Origin of the sequence: Vibrio harveyi NBRC 15634 = ATCC 14126 = KCTC 12724, assembly GCF_001591145.1 — a bacterium.
Taxonomy (GTDB): Bacteria; Pseudomonadota; Gammaproteobacteria; order Enterobacterales; family Vibrionaceae; genus Vibrio; species Vibrio harveyi.
The window spans coordinates 102,325-119,204 of the sequence record NZ_BCUF01000003.1 but is presented as its reverse complement, the minus strand read 5'-3'; the positions used below and the strand labels follow the sequence as shown (position 1 = coordinate 119,204).

At 44.6% G+C, this 16,880-nt stretch carries 14 protein-coding genes; 4 read left to right on the top strand and 10 right to left on the bottom strand.

Translation table 11 applies throughout. From position 1 onward, the window contains the following. The first annotated feature begins 10 nt into the window (after positions 1–10). On the top strand, positions 11–1,615 hold the full coding sequence (mltF, locus tag VHA02S_RS02645) for a membrane-bound lytic murein transglycosylase MltF (RefSeq protein WP_038898508.1): 1,605 nt from the start codon (positions 11–13) through the stop codon (positions 1,613–1,615). 504 nt (positions 1,616–2,119) lie between these two features. Here mltF and tadA read toward each other — a convergent pair. From tadA to VHA02S_RS02615, 6 genes are all read right to left on the bottom strand, one after another. Next, positions 2,120–2,653, bottom strand: a complete 534-nt coding sequence (tadA, locus tag VHA02S_RS02640; RefSeq protein ID WP_005447631.1) for a tRNA adenosine(34) deaminase TadA — start codon at positions 2,651–2,653, stop codon at positions 2,120–2,122. A gap of 377 nt (positions 2,654–3,030) precedes the next feature. Continuing rightward, positions 3,031–4,590: an AbgT family transporter gene (locus VHA02S_RS02635; RefSeq protein ID WP_005447634.1), complete on the bottom strand. Its 1,560-nt coding sequence runs from the start codon at positions 4,588–4,590 to the stop codon at positions 3,031–3,033. A gap of 289 nt (positions 4,591–4,879) precedes the next feature. Continuing rightward, entirely contained in the window at positions 4,880–5,290 is a 411-nt protein-coding gene (locus VHA02S_RS02630) for a type IV pilus modification PilV family protein (RefSeq protein WP_005447635.1), read from the bottom strand. Then, positions 5,280–6,587, bottom strand: a complete 1,308-nt coding sequence (locus tag VHA02S_RS02625) for a hypothetical protein (RefSeq protein ID WP_005447637.1) — start codon at positions 6,585–6,587, stop codon at positions 5,280–5,282. The genes VHA02S_RS02630 and VHA02S_RS02625 overlap by 11 nt, the downstream gene beginning before the upstream one ends. Then, entirely contained in the window at positions 6,587–7,213 is a 627-nt protein-coding gene (locus VHA02S_RS02620) for a PilW family protein (protein WP_005447638.1), read from the bottom strand. Before VHA02S_RS02620 ends, VHA02S_RS02625 begins: the two co-directional genes overlap by 1 nt. Positions 7,214–7,222: 9 nt before the next feature. Next, complete coding sequence (locus VHA02S_RS02615; protein ID WP_038898507.1) at positions 7,223–7,738, bottom strand: GspH/FimT family pseudopilin; 516 nt, start codon at positions 7,736–7,738, stop codon at positions 7,223–7,225. 103 nt (positions 7,739–7,841) lie between these two features. On the opposite strand from VHA02S_RS02615, the gene VHA02S_RS02610 reads away from it, so the two are divergent. After that, on the top strand, positions 7,842–8,276 hold the full coding sequence (locus tag VHA02S_RS02610; protein WP_017818911.1) for a type IV pilin protein: 435 nt from the start codon (positions 7,842–7,844) through the stop codon (positions 8,274–8,276). Positions 8,277–8,408: 132 nt separating this feature from the next. Here the strand turns inward: VHA02S_RS02610 and dnaJ are convergent, their stop codons facing one another. The 4 genes from dnaJ to grpE form a co-directional block, all read right to left on the bottom strand. After that, a complete protein-coding gene (dnaJ, locus tag VHA02S_RS02605; RefSeq protein WP_005447647.1) occupies positions 8,409–9,557 on the bottom strand; it encodes a molecular chaperone DnaJ in 1,149 nt (382 codons plus the stop codon). Between the two features lie 202 nt (positions 9,558–9,759). Beyond that, positions 9,760–11,676, bottom strand: coding sequence for a molecular chaperone DnaK (gene dnaK / locus VHA02S_RS02600; RefSeq protein ID WP_005447648.1), 1,917 nt, complete (start codon positions 11,674–11,676; stop codon positions 9,760–9,762). Positions 11,677–11,977: 301 nt separating this feature from the next. Next, complete coding sequence (locus tag VHA02S_RS02595) at positions 11,978–13,252, bottom strand: dicarboxylate/amino acid:cation symporter (protein ID WP_005447650.1); 1,275 nt, start codon at positions 13,250–13,252, stop codon at positions 11,978–11,980. 421 nt (positions 13,253–13,673) lie between these two features. Beyond that, positions 13,674–14,270, bottom strand: coding sequence for a nucleotide exchange factor GrpE (gene grpE / locus VHA02S_RS02590; protein ID WP_005447652.1), 597 nt, complete (start codon positions 14,268–14,270; stop codon positions 13,674–13,676). A gap of 145 nt (positions 14,271–14,415) precedes the next feature. On the opposite strand from grpE, the gene nadK reads away from it, so the two are divergent. Further along, positions 14,416–15,300: an NAD(+) kinase gene (gene nadK / locus VHA02S_RS02585; RefSeq protein WP_005447653.1), complete on the top strand. Its 885-nt coding sequence runs from the start codon at positions 14,416–14,418 to the stop codon at positions 15,298–15,300. Positions 15,301–15,542: 242 nt separating this feature from the next. After that, entirely contained in the window at positions 15,543–16,730 is a 1,188-nt protein-coding gene (locus tag VHA02S_RS02580) for a DUF3103 domain-containing protein (RefSeq protein WP_038898506.1), read from the top strand. Positions 16,731–16,880 lie beyond the last annotated feature (150 nt).

Sequence of the window (16,880 nt, the reverse complement as noted above, 5' to 3'; positions counted from 1 at the left end):
TACCGAATTAATGCAAATAAGTCAGTTCAACCGACTCAAGCGCAGCGCCCTACTTTTCGCTTCTGTGCTTTTACTTTCTGCCTGTCAGATTGAGTCGGAACCTAAAAGTGAATTCGAGCAAATCCAAGAGCGTGGTGTCCTACGTGTTGGCACGCTAAATAACCAACTCTCCTACTACATTGGTCCAGACGGTCCTGCTGGCTTGGATTATGAACTGGCACGTAAATTTGCAGAACAACTAGGCGTGAAGTTGGAAATCAAACCTGCTTTCCGTCAAGCCGAGTTATTCCCTGCCCTCAAAAAAGGCGATATCGACATCATTGCGACAGGTTTGAATCAAACTTCGCAAGCGGTGCAACGTTTCCGTCCGGGACCTGCCTACTACTACGTAAGCCAACAGGTGGTATATAAGAAAGGACAACTTCGTCCTCGCGACATTGATCAGCTCATCAAGTATCAAGAATCAAAAGATGAAAAGGCTGTCGATGAAAATGCCAATGCAGGTGCAGAAACGCTACAGATCGTTGAACAATCACAGTTTGTTCCGACACTAACGTCACTACAAAAAGAATATCCAGAGCTTCAATTCGAGATTGTTGGCGATGCAGACACTCGCGATTTGCTAAAACACGTATCGACGGGTGAACTGCGTTTTACTGTAACTGACTCGGTCGAATTGTCTTTAGCTCAACGTTTATACCCAGATCTTGCACTTGCTTTTGAGCTAACAGAAGACCAACCCGTCTCTTGGTTTACTCGCCGCTCTGAAGATGAAAGCTTATACGCGATGCTGATTGAATTCTTTGGCAATATCCAGCAGTCAGGCGAGTTGGCGACACTAGAAGAAAAGTACATCGGTCATATTGAAGCATTTGATTATGTCGATACTCGCGCCTTTATCCGAGCGCTAGACAACAGCCTGCCTAAGTGGGCACCACTATTCCAAAAATACAGCGAAGAGTTTGATTGGCGCTTGATCGCCGCATTGGCTTACCAAGAGTCCCACTGGAAACCAAAAGCAAAATCACCGACGGGTGTACGTGGAATGATGATGCTTACATTGCCTACTGCGAAGAGCGTTGGAGTAACGGACCGACTTGCCCCAGAACAGTCTGTTCGAGGTGGTGTGGAATACCTGCGTCGTATTGTCGCTCGTGTACCAGATTCCATTAATGAACACGAAAAGATTTGGTTTGCGTTGGCATCTTACAACGTTGGCTATGGTCATATGATGGACGCACGACGCCTAACTAAAGCGCAAGGCGGCGATCCAAACGCATGGGCAGATGTAAAAGAGCGTCTACCATTGTTGCGTCAGAAACGTTATTACAGCCAAACCCGTTACGGTTATGCCCGTGGTGATGAAGCACGTAACTACGTAGAAAACATCCGCCGTTACTATCAATCGATCATTGGTCATGTCAGTCAGAAACCAGCCATTGACGAAGATACGGAAGATCTTCAGGTCATTCCGCCACTCGATCCAAACCTATTGGTTTCTGGGGCGGTTGAAACCTTGGCTGAGCAAGTTTCAGGGGCTAAAAGCACAACACCAAATGAAGTGCAAAAACCAGAGACGAAAACCGAACCTATTCCTGTTTCAGAGGCGGAATAAACCTTTCGAAAATAGCGAGCTCACAGCTCGCTATTTTTTTGTTGAGTCAACAAAAAAAGTTATCTAGAATCCAGTCTTTCGAGCTTATCTAGTTTGCGTTGCTATTTGGTGCCATACCAATACGAAGCGCGCAGAAAAGTAAGTTCTTTTGGTCACCTCTCCTCACTCGATGTCACCTTCATCGGAAGTGTGCATCACCAGAATGTCATCAATTGATAATGAATCGGACGCTTTGCTATGCGAGTGTCGGAGAGTGTGTTCGTTGTCTGCAAGAGGTTCTGATTATGAGAAAACGCAGAGTGCAGTCAAAACGTTTGAATAAGACAGTGGCTGCTAACCGCCGTAAGCGCAAGCTTACGTGTATGAAAAAGAAAGTCAGTGCACGTAACCGTGTTTTCGTTCACCTAGTGAATCACTGAGAACTTGAAGCAAACATCTACTTCCGAGTAGGTGTTTGCTAAAGAGATGAATTATTGCCGCGAACCTTAATTTACTCGCCTGAATTTATTCGCCCTTTGTATCCTGCTCATTATCTAACGCTTTCTGCGCTTGTTTTTTGGCTTTAATTTCTTTACGACGACGCTTAAAGAACGCTTGCAACTGAGCACGGCACTCCTCTTCTAGCAATCCATTTTCTACTGTTGCGTAATGGTATGCCGCTTGGCTTTCGAACAAATTCAATACCGTCCCTGCTGCCCCTGCTTTTAAATCAGGCGCACCGTAAACCACTCGCTTTACTCGGCTATGTAGCAACGCACCAGCACACATAGGACAAGGCTCTAACGTGACATACAAAGTCGTATCAAGCAGTCGATAGTTACCTAGTGCTTCTCCTGCTTTTCGTAATGTCTGGATCTCGGCGTGTGCGGTTGCATCGTGAGCACAAATAGAACGGTTCCAACCTTCCGCAATAACCTCTCCATCTTTTACCAACACAGCGCCAACTGGCACTTCCCCTTCAGCTTCGGCTTGCTCGGCAAGCTCCATCGCACGGCGCATAAATAGTTCGTCTTGAGGAGAAAACTGAGAATCTGACAAAAGGAAGCTCCGGAATTTGGGATAGATCGTGATTGAAAGTGGATTTTAACCTTCAAAGAGGGGAAGTGGAAGCGGGATGATTTTGCCTGTTAGGGTGCAAATACCGTGATTCAAAGCAGTTTGATCGTCATCCTCAAGAGCGAGGTACGAGCGAGTTGGGGATCTCTTTATTTTGTATCCCGAAGGGCAAAGTCCGTTCCGACTCCCAAAACAAAAAAGCGCCAGTCTCTCGACCAGCGCTTTCGAATTACCAATACCTAAATAGTTGGTGTTGTAGCTAGGCAACAAGCAAGTTCAGCCCTATGAGCATAGAGGCTCTATGTGATTAGGGTGAACTTGCGCAGTTAACAACGCTACAGCGCCAAATATGACGGTATTTACATTGTGTAAGTGTATGGCGCTTGGATACCTAGAGGAATGCCTAGCATCCAGTAAACCACTAGGAATACTGACCAGCCGATTAGCATTGCAATCGAGAATGGCATCATTAGCGATGCTAGCGTACCGATACCTGTCGACTTCACGTAACGTTGACAGTAAACCACGACTAGAGGGAAGAATACCATCAGAGGTGAAATGATGTTCGATACAGAGTCACCTACGCGGTAAGCCGCCTGAGATAGCTCAGGAGAGATACCCACAGCCATTAGCATAGGAACTAGGATTGGACCGATAAGAGCCCATTTCGCCGATGCAGAACCGATTAGAAGGTTTACAGAAGCTGTTAGAAGAATCATACCGATGATAGTAGCTTCACCAGGTAGGTTCATTGCTTTCAGACCTTCTGCACCGTAAAGCGCTAGCATCGTACCGATGTTTGATTGCGCGAATGCAGATAGGAACTGCGCACAGAAGAACGACATTACAATGTATGCGCCCATAGTGGACATGGTATCCGCCATCGCTTTGATGATGTCGTTACTTGTCTTAAACGTGCCAGAAACGCGACCGTAAACGTAACCCGGAATGATAAACAGGATGAAGATCAACGGAACAATAGACTTCATGATTGGCGCAGAGAACGCTGTGATTTCACCTTCAGGTGAACGCAGTGCAGAGTTTTCTGGAATAAGTGCTACAACAAGAAGTGCGATACCCGCCATCATTGCCCAACCAGCGTAACGGAACGCTTTAGACTCAAGCTCAGTGAAAGAACCTAGATCTGGTGCTTTCTCTGCGTCTTCGTCGATTGGTGTGTTCTTTAGGCGTGGTTCGATGATTTTCTCAGTTACGTACCAACCGATAGCCACAATAATTACTGAAGATAGACCAGTAAAGAAGATGTTCGCTAGAGGGTTAACCACGTACTCAGGATCTAGAACCTGCGCAGCTGTTTGCGTGAAACCAGCCAATAGAGGATCGATACCAGAAGGGATGAAGTTTGCAGAGAAACCACCCGATACACCTGCAAACGCTGCCGCGATACCCGCTAGAGGGTGACGCCCAGCCGCGTGGAAGATGATACCACCAAGAGGAATAACTAGAACGTAGCCCGCATCCGCCGCAGTGTGCGATACGATTGCTACAAGAATGAGCATTGGAGTAAGAAGTTTAGCTGGCGTGAAGTTCAGCATCTTCTTAAGACCAGTGGTGATGAAGCCAGAAGAATCGGCAACACCTACACCCAACATCGCTACAAGAACGATACCAAGTGGTGCAAAGCCAGTGAACGTTGTCACCATGTTAGCAAGGAAACTTGCTAGTGCTTCGCCTGTTAGAAGGTTAGTGATTGTGAGAGCTTCGCCAGTTCGAGGATTTAGAAGGTCGAAAGAAACATTCGACAAAAGTGCAGACGCAGCCCAAGTAATGATTAGTGCCCAGAAGAACAGAATCGCAGGATCAGGAATTTTGTTACCTGCTCGTTCGATAAAGTTCAGGAAGCGATCCATCCCGCTCGGCTTCGGTGACGGTGCCTTATTTACTGCTTGGTTACTCATCGTAACTCCATATGAATGATGTTGGTGCCATGGCCTATTTGAATAATTATAACGGCCTATTTTCAACAGAGCATTCTAGTAAATAGCGCCTCAGAAAGCACAAGGTTCTATGTTTTTTTCCATATTTGGAGACATATTTTGCAAAAACGCCATATCAATTAAACATAAAAAAAACAGTAGCACACCATTCGCATTAACAGTTGTAAAACCACCCATTAACCACGCAATTTGGCAATAAAAAGCGTCAATATTAACGATAAAAGTAATTATAAGAGGAATACCTAATCCATCACTTTTCGAATTCACTATGACGCGAAATCATAGTTTTCAATTCAACTGATTGCGTTTCCCCCATTCGGTCAACCCAACTCGATTTGATAGTAATGGTCTTAAGCGATCCTGAAACCGTAGCTGCTGGAACTTCCCACTCAACAACATAAGATCCACTAGCAGAAGATCCGGTTGCAATCGAAGCAAAATTGGCAGGCGTAATGGTAGACATCGCCTCAGAAGCACCACGAGAGCGGAACCATTCAAGTTGATTTTCAGCCAGTCTCAACGCCTCGATACTATGAATCGCATAATCCGATTCACGTTCCATGTAAATTTGTAGTTTAGTGAGTCCGAGCGCCCCAATGCCCAATAAAAGAAAAGAAATCAGCACCTCAATTAAACTAAAGCCTTGTTGTCTAGAGATCATTCCAAGACCCCTTTTGCCAATATACTTTCTTTAGCTTCTTCCAAGGTTCGTCAATAACATCACGATTGTATTGGAAGGATAAAGCCGCATTGAAGAGTGCAAATGTTCCAGGCGCGTCCATGACAAAACCTCCTAATGGGTTAAACGCTCCGTGCTGAAAATAGCCAATCTTTGTCTTTTCCATAGGCACTGTTGCATCTAAAGCCGCGATAACGCCATCCAATGCTGGGTCATTCGCGGAAGCTGCCCAGTCGGTAAAATCTAATGTAGCCCCGGTTGTCGGGTCGACATACAGTGGAGAAATAAAATGGTAAAGCATACCTTTAAAATTCTGTGTCCCTATCGTAGAAAAAATACCGTCTTGAACAACTAGGATTATTCCGTTGCCCCCTAGGCTGTTATCTATTGCGTTCTTTATACTCGTGAAATCTGCCGTGTTTATTTCACAACCACCGTAAACCCAAATGAGATCTTTTCCATTTTCGATATTGCTAACTATCCCCTCCGCGCAAGTATCATTGAATACCGGAGAAGGAAGATCCGCTTCAGAGTCCAATGTCATACCATTCAACGACAAAGGTACATATCCAAACAAAGAGCTATCAGACATCACATCGAACCATTCACTACGCGGGACATCAAAGACATCTTTAAATGGGTCCATGTCCGAAGACTGGCGATAATCGCTCTTAGATGCCGCAACACTTGTGCCCCAACTGTAGTGTGTAGATGCACATTTTTGTTCCTGTCCAGCAGGACTATCAGGGAAACTTGAATAAGGTTTGTCGGATAGCTGATAAGGGTGAAAAGTACTTACACTGGTAGCATAGAAAAAGTTGTAATAAAGAACTGAGGTGCACTCCCACAAATTACTACCGAGACTTTTACTCGGATCTGGAGAGCTCGTATATGAACCATTAATAACCAGATCAGATTTAGATTTGATCGCCCCCGCCCCGCTACTTGAAGGCAACTTGATGGTCTTTTTCGTTTCCCGATGACCAATCGTTGAAGTTACGAGACTTGAAGGACCTGAGGAAAATGTAAGTGCATCAAGACCCATCGCTGTGATGCAGTCATTGACGTTAGTTGGCAATTCTTTATTTAGTTTGGTTTTGCTGTAAACACACTCTAACCCGCCTTCTGCACGCCAATGCTCTTGTCTGGATTCAATTTGATTGTTGGCACGTTTGATTTGATAGAAAAGGGACTTGTAGCTTCCCAGTGACATCATTAATGCCGCAACCAGCAACACGCTCACAACTAATAATGCTGCGGCTCCCTGTTGATTTCTCATTACTGCCAGTTCCTCTGCTTCACGGTAAACGACTGCTCTGTTTGAACACTTGTTGCGCCAACTAATTCCGTTCCTAAGGTAATGGTGACTACCGCGCTTTCAGCATCTGTGTTTTTCAGCGTGCGAGCGGCAAGATCAAAGCGGTTAATATGAATCGCTCTCTTATCAAAAAGCGTATTGCATGTACCGGTACCAGAAAGCGCAATAACTTGACTGACGTTCCATATCGTCGTTTGTTTTTTCTCACAGACAAACAAAGACTCGGGCGTATTAATCCGCTGCTCATATACAACATTTTTATAAAGTGGTGCTGCACCTGAAGTCCCAACTTGATAGGCGTATGCAATCAACCCCATCCCCGGAGTATCAAGAGTGTAAATCGTATCGGTCGCACCTGAAATTTTGACTGAATCACTGCCACTTTCATTAAAGCCAGCTCGTTGGATATCGTTTCTTAACATCGCTAATACGCTGCCCGTGTTTTGCAGTAACATCAGCTCTTTGGAACGCTCCATCGCCACTTTTTGTCCACTGATGTAAAGCGATCCAACAATAGCTAGAGCAATCAGCCCTAAAGAGGATGCAATCATAAACTCGACGAGGCTCGCGCCTTTCTGCTTATACATATTCATTCCTCAAGAACAGGTTGAATAGCCGAAGAACTCGGTATTGTTGTTGTCGCTGCATACCCGGACACGCGCAGACAAAGTGTGAGAGATAAGTTTTAAGGCTTTAGAAGACTCTCCGACCGGGTAAAAGCGAATGTTGCCTGAAGAAGGGCGACCATGGACTTCATCAAAACTGATTTGGTCTGAAGCGTAGCTCGGAGTAACCACAATGCCCTTGTAAGGCGCGCCTGAAAACGAGAATAAAACCGTACCGGCTCCCTCGGAGCTATTATCTGTGAGCTCAATGCGCCAATTACCATCACTGGATGAACCTCCAGACATGATCAGGTGTGCCCAAAGCCTCTCTCGGCGCAATACCGCTTCTGACTTACCTTGAATAACAAAACCATGCAGTTCATTCGCTAAGCGCTGCATTTTGTTGGTTTCAAAAACATTTTGGAAAGAAGGAGCAGCAGCCGTGAGCAAAACACTCAGCACGGCGATAGTGATCAGAAGCTCCAATAATGTAAACCCGCGAGGCATTTCCCAAATTCCTATGCAAACGGCAAGAGGACCGTAATTCATCTTGCGCAGATGCTATCACCTGAGAAAAATAGGCGGAAAAGTGAAAAGGAAACTACTCGTCATGATTCGAATTTCTGGTTGTAACGGATACAACAAACGATTTAGAGGGATGACATTGATCGAAATACTGATAGCAGTTGTGATTATTGGAATCATCGCGGCTATCGCTTATCCGTCATATACCAACCACACCATTACGGCACACCGCACCGTTGCTCTAAGCGATATCAGTCGCATACAGCTGGAGCTAGAAACCTCTTACAACGGTGGGTACGATTGGAGTAGTATCATCTCTGGCGGGACTTGTACGATCTGCGACTCCGATTCAAATCGCTTTTCATTTAATATCGCAAGCACATCCAGCGCAGCTTATGTTATCGAAGCAACGGCAAAAGCCGATTTAGGGCAAAACGGTGATAACTGTTTCCCTAGTGGGGTAAATAAAATAACCCTAACGTCCACCAACATAGAGTCACCGAGTGCATGTTGGGATTAGCCCTTTCGAGAATAGATAAAGACAACTTAGACGACAAGTTCGATGCCATAAAGTCACTTTAAATAAAAAGAAAGCAGATACAAAAAAGCCTGCATCACAGCAGGCTTTTTATTGGATTCAACTAACCAGCAATTAGCTTGTTAGGTCATCAAAGAACTTCTTCACGCCGTTGAAGAAGCCTTCAGATTTTGGTTTGTGCTTAGTTGCGGCATCGCCACCACAAGATTCATCAAACTCTTTAAGCAATTCTTTCTGACGAGCGCTCAAGTTAACTGGAGTCTCTACTACAAGCTTAACGATTAGGTCACCAACACCGCCACCACGAACGCCTTTCACCCCTTTACCGCGCATACGGAACATACGTCCTGTTTGCGTTTCTGTTGGTACTTTAAGGTTCACACGACCATCTAGTGTCGGAACTTCAACTTCACCACCTAGAGCAGCCATAGCAAAGCTAACTGGCACTTCACAATACAAGTTGTTGCCTTCACGTTCGAAGATATGGTGCTCTTTCACGTGAACTTGTACGTATAGGTCACCTGCTGGTGCACCCATTTCTCCAGCTTCGCCTTCGCCAGATAGACGAATGCGATCGCCAGTATCAACACCTGCTGGGATCTTAACGTTAAGTGTCTTAGTTTTCTGTTTGCGACCTTGACCATGACATTCGTTACATGGGTCTTTGATGATCTTACCTTTACCATGACAGGTAGGACAGGTTTGCTGCACAGCAAAGAAACCTTGGCGCATTTGAACTTGACCGTGACCATGACAGGTTCCACAAGTCTCAGCTGAAGAACCTTTCTTCGCACCGCTACCGTCACAGGTATCACAATGAACAAGCGTTGGTACTTCGATTTCTTTCGATACGCCACGAACAGCTTCTTCTAGCGACAGTTCCATGTTGTAACGTAGGTCTGCGCCACGTTGTGCACGTTGCTGACCACCGCCACGACGACCACCGCCAAAGATATCGCCAAAAACGTCACCAAAGATGTCGCCGAAATCAGCACCACCGCCACCAAAACCGCCGCCGCCGAAGCCGCCACCGCCTTGTTCAAAAGCAGCATGACCATACTGATCGTACGCCGCTTTCTTTTGAGGGTCAGTGAGAATTTCGTACGCTTCTTTTACTTCTTTAAACTTATCCGCAGCAGATTCATCACCCTGGTTACGGTCTGGGTGGTATTTCATTGCTAGACGCTTGTACGCCTTTTTGATATCGCGCTCAGAGGCATCACGGCTTACGCCTAATACTTCGTAAAAATCACGTTTTGACATGTTCTTCGTCACCAATTAATTACTGCAAACGGCATGATTTACCGCTTGGTGTTTGTATCGTTCTAGGTAAGTGCACTTATTGCAAAATACTTAACTAGAAAGACAGCTTGGACAAACAGACGGGCGTAAGAGTTACCCCAAACGCCCGCACACAAAAGTCTTATCGACTCTAGGCGACCATAAGCCGCCTAGTTAAGAAATATTATTTCTTGTCGTCTTTAACTTCTTCGAACTCAGCATCAACAACATCGTCTTCTTGAGACTGTTGTGCACCAGCGTCAGCACCTTGTGCTTGTTGCGCTTGAGCTTGTTGTTGAGCGATTTCCATTAGCTTTTGAGCTGCAGTCATTAGCGCTTGAACTTTAGCGTCGATCGCTTCTTTGTCATCACCTTTACGTGCAGTTTCTAGCTCAGAGATAGCTGCTTCAATCTTCTCTTTCTCTTCTGCAGGTAGGGCTTCACCAGCTTCTTCTACTTGCTTACGAGTACCGTGAATCATTTGGTCAGCTTGGTTACGTGCAGTTGCTAGCTCTTCGAACTTTTTGTCCGCTTCTTTGTTAGCTTCTGCTTCTTGAACCATTTTCTCGATGTCGTCATCGCTTAGACCGCCAGAAGCTTGGATAGTGATCTTCTGCTCTTTACCAGTCTGCTTGTCTTTCGCTGAAACGTGTAGGATACCATCCGCATCTAGGTCGAAAGTAACTTCGATTTGTGGCATACCACGTGGTGCAGCTTGGATACCTTCTAGGTTGAATTGACCTAGAGATTTGTTGAAAGACGCTTGCTTACGCTCACCTTGAAGAACGTGGATAGTTACCGCGCTCTGGTTGTCTTCTGCTGTAGAGAAAACTTGGTTCGCTTTAGTTGGGATAGTCGTGTTTTTCTCAACTAGCTTAGTCATTACGCCGCCCATTGTCTCGATACCTAGAGACAGTGGAGTAACGTCTAGTAGAAGTACGTCTTTAACTTCACCCGCAAGTACACCACCTTGAACTGCAGCACCCATTGCTACTGCTTCATCAGGGTTTACATCGCGGCGAGCTTCTTTACCGAAGAACTCAGCAACCTTCGCTTGAACCATAGGCATACGAGTCTGACCACCAACTAGGATTACGTCAGTGATGTCGTTTACTGATAGGTCAGCATCAGCTAGAGCAACTTTTAGTGGCTCAAGAGAACGTTGTACTAGGTCTTCAACTAGAGATTCTAGTTTCGCACGAGTCACTTTGATGTTCATGTGCTTAGGACCAGTTGCATCAGCAGTAACGTAAGGTAGGTTTACGTCAGTTTGAGAAGTAGAAGAAAGCTCGATTTTCGCTTTTTCTGCTGCTTCTTTAACACGCTGCATTGCTAGTGGATCGTTCTTAAGGTTGATGCCTTGCTCTTTGTTGAACTCGTCTACTAGGTAGTTGATTAGACGGTTATCAAAGTCTTCACCACCAAGGTGAGTGTCACCGTTAGTTGCTAGAACTTCGAATGTTTTCTCGCCTTCAACTTCATCGATTTCGATGATAGAGATATCGAATGTACCACCACCAAGGTCGTATACCGCGATAGTGCGGTCGCCACCTGACTTGTCTAGACCGTATGCTAGAGCAGCCGCTGTTGGTTCGTTGATGATACGTTTAACTTCTAGACCTGCAATACGACCAGCGTCTTTAGTAGCTTGACGTTGAGCATCGTTAAAGTAAGCAGGAACTGTGATAACTGCACCAGTTACTTCCTCACCTAGGAAGTCTTCAGCAGTTTTCTTCATTTTCTTAAGTACTTCAGCAGATACTTGAGGAGCCGCCATTTTCTGGCCTTTTGCTTCTACCCATGCATCACCGTTGTCAGCCTTAACGATTTTGTAAGGCATGATTTCGATGTCACGCTGAACTTCTTCGTCTTCAAAACGACGACCAATTAGACGCTTGATTGCAAATAGCGTGTTAGTTGGGTTAGTTACTGCTTGACGTTTCGCTGGTTGACCTACTAGCGTCTCACCGTCAGTGTAAGCAATAACCGATGCAGTAGTACGTTCACCCTCTGCGTTTTCAATTACACGTGGTTTGTCGCCGTCTAGTACAGCAACACATGAGTTAGTAGTACCTAAGTCAATACCAATGATTTTACCCATCAGGCTATCTCCGAATAAATTCTATTTTGTTTTGCTATATCCCCTATGTGGGGACTTAGAATCGGGTTTCAACCCTTGCTCACAAACTAAAGTAATGTTGTTTGCTTCTCTTATGCCCAATAGATAAGGGCTGCAAATGGCTTTTCAAGGGAGAGAGTGAAAAAAAACAAAAAAAAGTTGCGCAAAAGGCGAGAGACGAGCGCAACTCAGCCCCGTTCGACTCTTCAATCTCGATTTTCGTTTCTATAAAAGAAAAAGCGAGGCATATAGCCTCGCTTTTCAACTAAGAGTGTATTGCAAATTATGCGCTTGCTTGTGCAGGCTCTGCGTCTACGACTTCTTCTTTACCAATCTCGCCTTCAGACTTCGCAACAATAGTGTTTACTGCTGTATCACCAACTACGTTAGATGAAGTACAGAACATATCATTGATACGGTCTACAGCTGCAATGATTGCTAAACCTTCTGGTGGAAGACCTAGTTGGTGTAATAGAACACCTACCATCACTACGCCGCCGCCCGGAACACCACCAGCACCGATAGAAAGTAGCAAGATAGTTAGACCAAGAGTAAATATATCAGCAGTATTGATTGGCTGACCAAACGCGTTTGCGACAAACATAGTTGCTAGTGCGATGTAGATAGAAACACCAGACATGTTCATTGTTGCGCCCAGTGGTACACCGAAACCAGCAACCGACTTAGAAACCTTAAGCTTCTCAGTTAGCGTGCGCATTGTTACCGGGATAGTTGCGTTTGAACTTGCAGTTGATAGTGAGAATAGGATCTGCTCTCGAGTTGCACGTAGGAACGCTTTTGGTGAAGTGCCCGTCGCAATACCTACCGCCATTGGGTAGAAGAAGAAAATCCAGAACACTAGCATTGCAACAACAAGTGCTACGTAGCCAGCAACAGACATCAGCGTGTTTGCATCCAGTGTTGCACCTAGTTGAATCATCAGAGCAAATACACCGTAAGGTGCAAGGCTCATTACTAGACCAACCAGCTTCATCATGATTTCGTTCGCCATTTTAAACGTACGAATTGCCGGGCCGCCTCGAGAATCCAAAGCTTGAATAGCAAGACCTGTCAAAATTGCCATAAAGATGATTTGTAACATGTCGCCATTTGCAAACGCTTGTACAGGGTTGCTTGGAACGATGTTTACAACCAACGAGAAAATGTCAGGTGTTTCAGTTGTTGTTAAGTTAACAGTTTCTGAAATCGTGCCTGCCAGATTTGCATCAGCACCCGGTTGGAAAATAAGGCCAACAGTCAGTGCCGCAGTAATCGCGATGATGGTGTTGATAATGTATAGAGCAAAGGTTTTACCACCAAGACGACCAAAAGCCGTGATGTCTTTTAGGTCCACGATACCGCATACGATAGATACGTAAACAAGAGGTACTACTAACAGCTTAATCAATGATACGAACATACCACCAGCGCCTTCCGCTGCGCCAAGTAAATATGTATCAAAGAGAGCAACGCCACTAAAAAGATACTGAATTGCAGTACCGATCAGAAGACCCGCAAACAAGCCGATAAAAATCTTGCTAGAAAGCGATTTATCCATCATAAATCTCCAAAATGTTGTGTTTGCTATTTATGCTTTTATAGTTACATCTGCTGGTTTTTACGGCAGACCTCGCGAATAATACACACCACAGTTACAAAATAAAGACTTTCTTTACAGGATTGTTAATAAATAACATTAAAAGTAAACCACTAGATCTACATTCATATTCAGAATTAAATTTTGATTGCGAGTGATAACAGGTACTTATAGACACACCCATTCCATAAGTAAGCAAGATAAAGAAAGGATATCCCTTATTGGAAAATTTTTTACCAATAAGAAAAAATTTGAAGGGGATCAAATTTCATTTTGCGCACATATTCAGAGAGATGAATATGTTGATAGAGATGTTTGAAACAAAAACGCCCGCTATTGAATAGCAGGCGTTTTAATATATTTATATCAATGAGTTATTTGATTACTTAGCAACCATAACCATTGCAGGACGAACAACTCGACCGTTTAGCTCATAGCCTTTTTGCATCACAAACATAACTGTGTTTGATTCGTGATCTGGGCTTTCTTGAATAGACATAGCTTGGTGGAATTCAGGGTTGAATGCTTCACCTTCTGGGTTGATCTCTTTCAAACCAAATTTCGATACTGCGTCTACAAACGTCTTGTGTGTTAGCTCAACACCTTCAAGAATTGGCTTAACCACTTCGTGCTCTGCATCTGCAGCTTGGATTGCACGCTCAAGGTTATCGATAACTGGAAGTAGTTCTTCAGCGAATTTGTTCAGAGCGTACTTACGAGCTTTATCGATTTCTTGCTCAGTACGACGACGCATGTTTTCTACTTCAGCTTTAGAGCGAAGAACCGCATCTTGCTGGTCTTTCACTTTTGTTTCGCTAGACAGTAGTGCTGCTTCTAGTTGAGCAATCTTAGCGTCTTTCTCATCACCAATTTCTTCAAGTTCTGCTTCAGCTTCTTGCGCTGCGGCTTCTACTTTCTCAGCTTCTTCGATGATTTGATCAAGCTCTTCTTCTGTAACTTTGTTTTCTTCGTTGCTCATGATATCTCCAGAATTCAACTTAATGTCCTTAAAGCCACTCACTTTTTGTGGGCTTTAACCACATAAAAATTCGCATATTTAGGTAACTTGCCATTATTATGGGGATGAAGATTCCTGATTCAAGCCTCTTTAATGCGGAAATGCTATGAAAAACCCATGTAACGTGATCGCGATTATCGGAAAACCACGAGATCAGCAGGCAATTCAAACTCATAGAGAGTTATACGAATGGCTGACATCCGAAGGTTACCAAGTATTTATCGATGATCGCCTTGCTGCAATTTTAGACGAAATCCCGCAAAGCCAGTTTGCTAGCCTCGTAGAGCTAGGTAAAAACGCCGATCTCGCTATCGTAGTTGGCGGTGATGGCAACATGCTGGGTGCTGCTCGTATTCTATCTCGTTTCGATGTTGCTGTGATTGGTGTCAACCGAGGTAACTTGGGGTTCCTGACGGATCTAAACCCCGACGATTTCAAAGAAGCATTAAAAGCCGTATTAAAAGGCGAATATATAGAAGAAGAGCGTTTCTTATTGGAAGCAGAGATCCATCGTCACGGTCAAATCAAGAGCCATAACGCGGCATTAAACGAAGCCGTGCTCCACCCAGGACAAGTGGCGCACATGATTGAGTTTGAAGTTTATATTGATGACAGCTTTGCGTTTTCGCTGCGTGCCGATGGTTTGATTGTCTCTACTCCAACAGGCTCTACGGCTTACTCCCTGTCAGGTGGTGGACCTATTTTGTCACCAAGCTTAAACGCGATTTCTTTAGTGCCAATGTTCCCGCACACATTGTCTAGCCGCCCATTAGTTGTCGATGGCAAACGTCGTATCAAACTGGTCGTGTCACCAGAAAACCGCGGTACTCAGGAAGTAAGTTGTGACGGACAAGTTTCGCTCCCCGTCTCTCCAGGTGATGAAATACACATCTACCAGAGCCCGAACGTTCTCAAACTTATCCACCCGAAAGACTATAGCTACTATCACGTACTAAGAAATAAGCTTGGATGGTCGAGCAAACTGTTTTAGCAATAAAGGTTGGTGTGAAAGCATCAACCTTTTTTCTTTGCTCATATTTCAGCTTTCTACTCTATCCCGATTAAGGCGACACAAAATAAAAACCTACTAAATCTAGATTTATAAAATTTGATCTTGTGGGCAGATTTTATACAAATCTTGGAGAGCAAATTGAATGATAGGTGTCTGGTGATATTCTTGCCATGAATAGAATATTAACTCTATTTCATACAAACTATCTCAAAGGACACACTATGAAAAAAACAATTATATTGTCCGCTCTCAGTACTTTAGCGCTTATGGGCTGCCAGTCTGAGGAGGCAAAGGTTAACAATATATCAAACGCAAAAGCCGAGGATATAACCAACACAAAACGCGCGCTCGCTCAGCAGCTTAGTGAGAGCTATACCAGCATGGAACCAATGCTACGTAGGGACATTACCGCGGAGCACACTAGCGTCCCAGTATCTTCCTTTGTTGAACAAACGCCTCAAGCTGCTTTCAGTAAACAGCTTGTAAAAGCCGACAACCAAATCCGCACATGGAAAGGCATCGAACAATACTCAGATCAGTTGCTAGAAGTCCGTCTAGCGAATGAAGAGATGCTAAATGTATGGCAAGAAGGGAAAGTCGATCCCCTATTCGCTTTCGAGCCAAGCGGTGATGACTCGCAATGGCAGTATATCGAAGCGTACGATGTATATGGTCAAATCCACCAGCTCGATGTCTATCAGCTTCCTGACGTACCAGTATTGGTTGTCGACAATAACAGCTCTGCAGAACTAAAAGCAGGTCTGCAAGCGATGCAAGCTGAGATGAAGAGCTTAGGGCAAGCCACGATGGTTCAGCCATACCTAGCGGACAAACAGCAAGTTAATTCCCCACTTCTCGCTAGCGCCGAAAGTTCGGTTCAACCGATTCAGACTACACAACTGAAGAAGATCCGTCTTTCTGATGACCAAGAACCATGGATCTCGGGTAAAGCAGAAATCTACGCCATCGTCACAGGGGTGAACCCAAGTCGCGACGAGCCGACGTTAGATTTAGTCGAGCTTCCATATTTGGATTATGACAACAAAGACTATTACCCGAATCAAATCATCATTCATTGGTCTCGTTACCGTTGGGGCGCGGCTGACATTGTATTGATGGAACAAGATGACGGTACGGATTACAAACAGTTGGCAAAACTGCTCGTTCAAGTTGCTGAAGAAGTATTAAAGGCGATTCCAGATCCAGAGGTGCAGGCGTATGCCATTATTCCTCAGATCACCAACAAGATCATTGATGCAATTCCTGATGGGGTTCTGACCAATGATGACGATTTCGTTGATGTTTACTACACCCTGATGCAAGACACATCTTACGTCGACCATCCTGGCGCGGGAGTCAATGCAGTCGTCACATTAGAACCGCTCACCATTAACCCAACTCGTCCATAACTTGTTCAATTTAAATAGGTCGTTGCATTTTGCACGACCTATTTTTCTTCTCTTCATCACAAAAAGCCGCTTCTTTAAGAAAAAATACCGCACCTGACTTTACTGTATAAAGAAACAGTATATACTGTTTTCTTATACAGTATTGTTCAG

Coding starts and splice junctions, on each gene's coding strand:
- VHA02S_RS02620 (WP_005447638.1), bottom strand. CDS start 7,213: ATGTATAAGCAGAAAGGCGCGAGCCTCGTCGAGTTTATGATTGCATCC.
- nadK (WP_005447653.1), top strand. CDS start 14,416: ATGAAAAACCCATGTAACGTGATCGCGATTATCGGAAAACCACGAGAT.
- VHA02S_RS02635 (WP_005447634.1), bottom strand. CDS start 4,590: ATGAGTAACCAAGCAGTAAATAAGGCACCGTCACCGAAGCCGAGCGGG.
- VHA02S_RS02625 (WP_005447637.1), bottom strand. CDS start 6,587: ATGAGAAATCAACAGGGAGCCGCAGCATTATTAGTTGTGAGCGTGTTG.
- mltF (WP_038898508.1), top strand. CDS start 11: ATGCAAATAAGTCAGTTCAACCGACTCAAGCGCAGCGCCCTACTTTTC.
- VHA02S_RS02595 (WP_005447650.1), bottom strand. CDS start 13,252: ATGGATAAATCGCTTTCTAGCAAGATTTTTATCGGCTTGTTTGCGGGT.
- dnaK (WP_005447648.1), bottom strand. CDS start 11,676: ATGGGTAAAATCATTGGTATTGACTTAGGTACTACTAACTCATGTGTT.
- VHA02S_RS02615 (WP_038898507.1), bottom strand. CDS start 7,738: ATGCCTCGCGGGTTTACATTATTGGAGCTTCTGATCACTATCGCCGTG.
- VHA02S_RS02610 (WP_017818911.1), top strand. CDS start 7,842: ATGATTCGAATTTCTGGTTGTAACGGATACAACAAACGATTTAGAGGG.
- VHA02S_RS02580 (WP_038898506.1), top strand. CDS start 15,543: ATGAAAAAAACAATTATATTGTCCGCTCTCAGTACTTTAGCGCTTATG.
- VHA02S_RS02630 (WP_005447635.1), bottom strand. CDS start 5,290: ATGATCTCTAGACAACAAGGCTTTAGTTTAATTGAGGTGCTGATTTCT.
- grpE (WP_005447652.1), bottom strand. CDS start 14,270: ATGAGCAACGAAGAAAACAAAGTTACAGAAGAAGAGCTTGATCAAATC.
- dnaJ (WP_005447647.1), bottom strand. CDS start 9,557: ATGTCAAAACGTGATTTTTACGAAGTATTAGGCGTAAGCCGTGATGCC.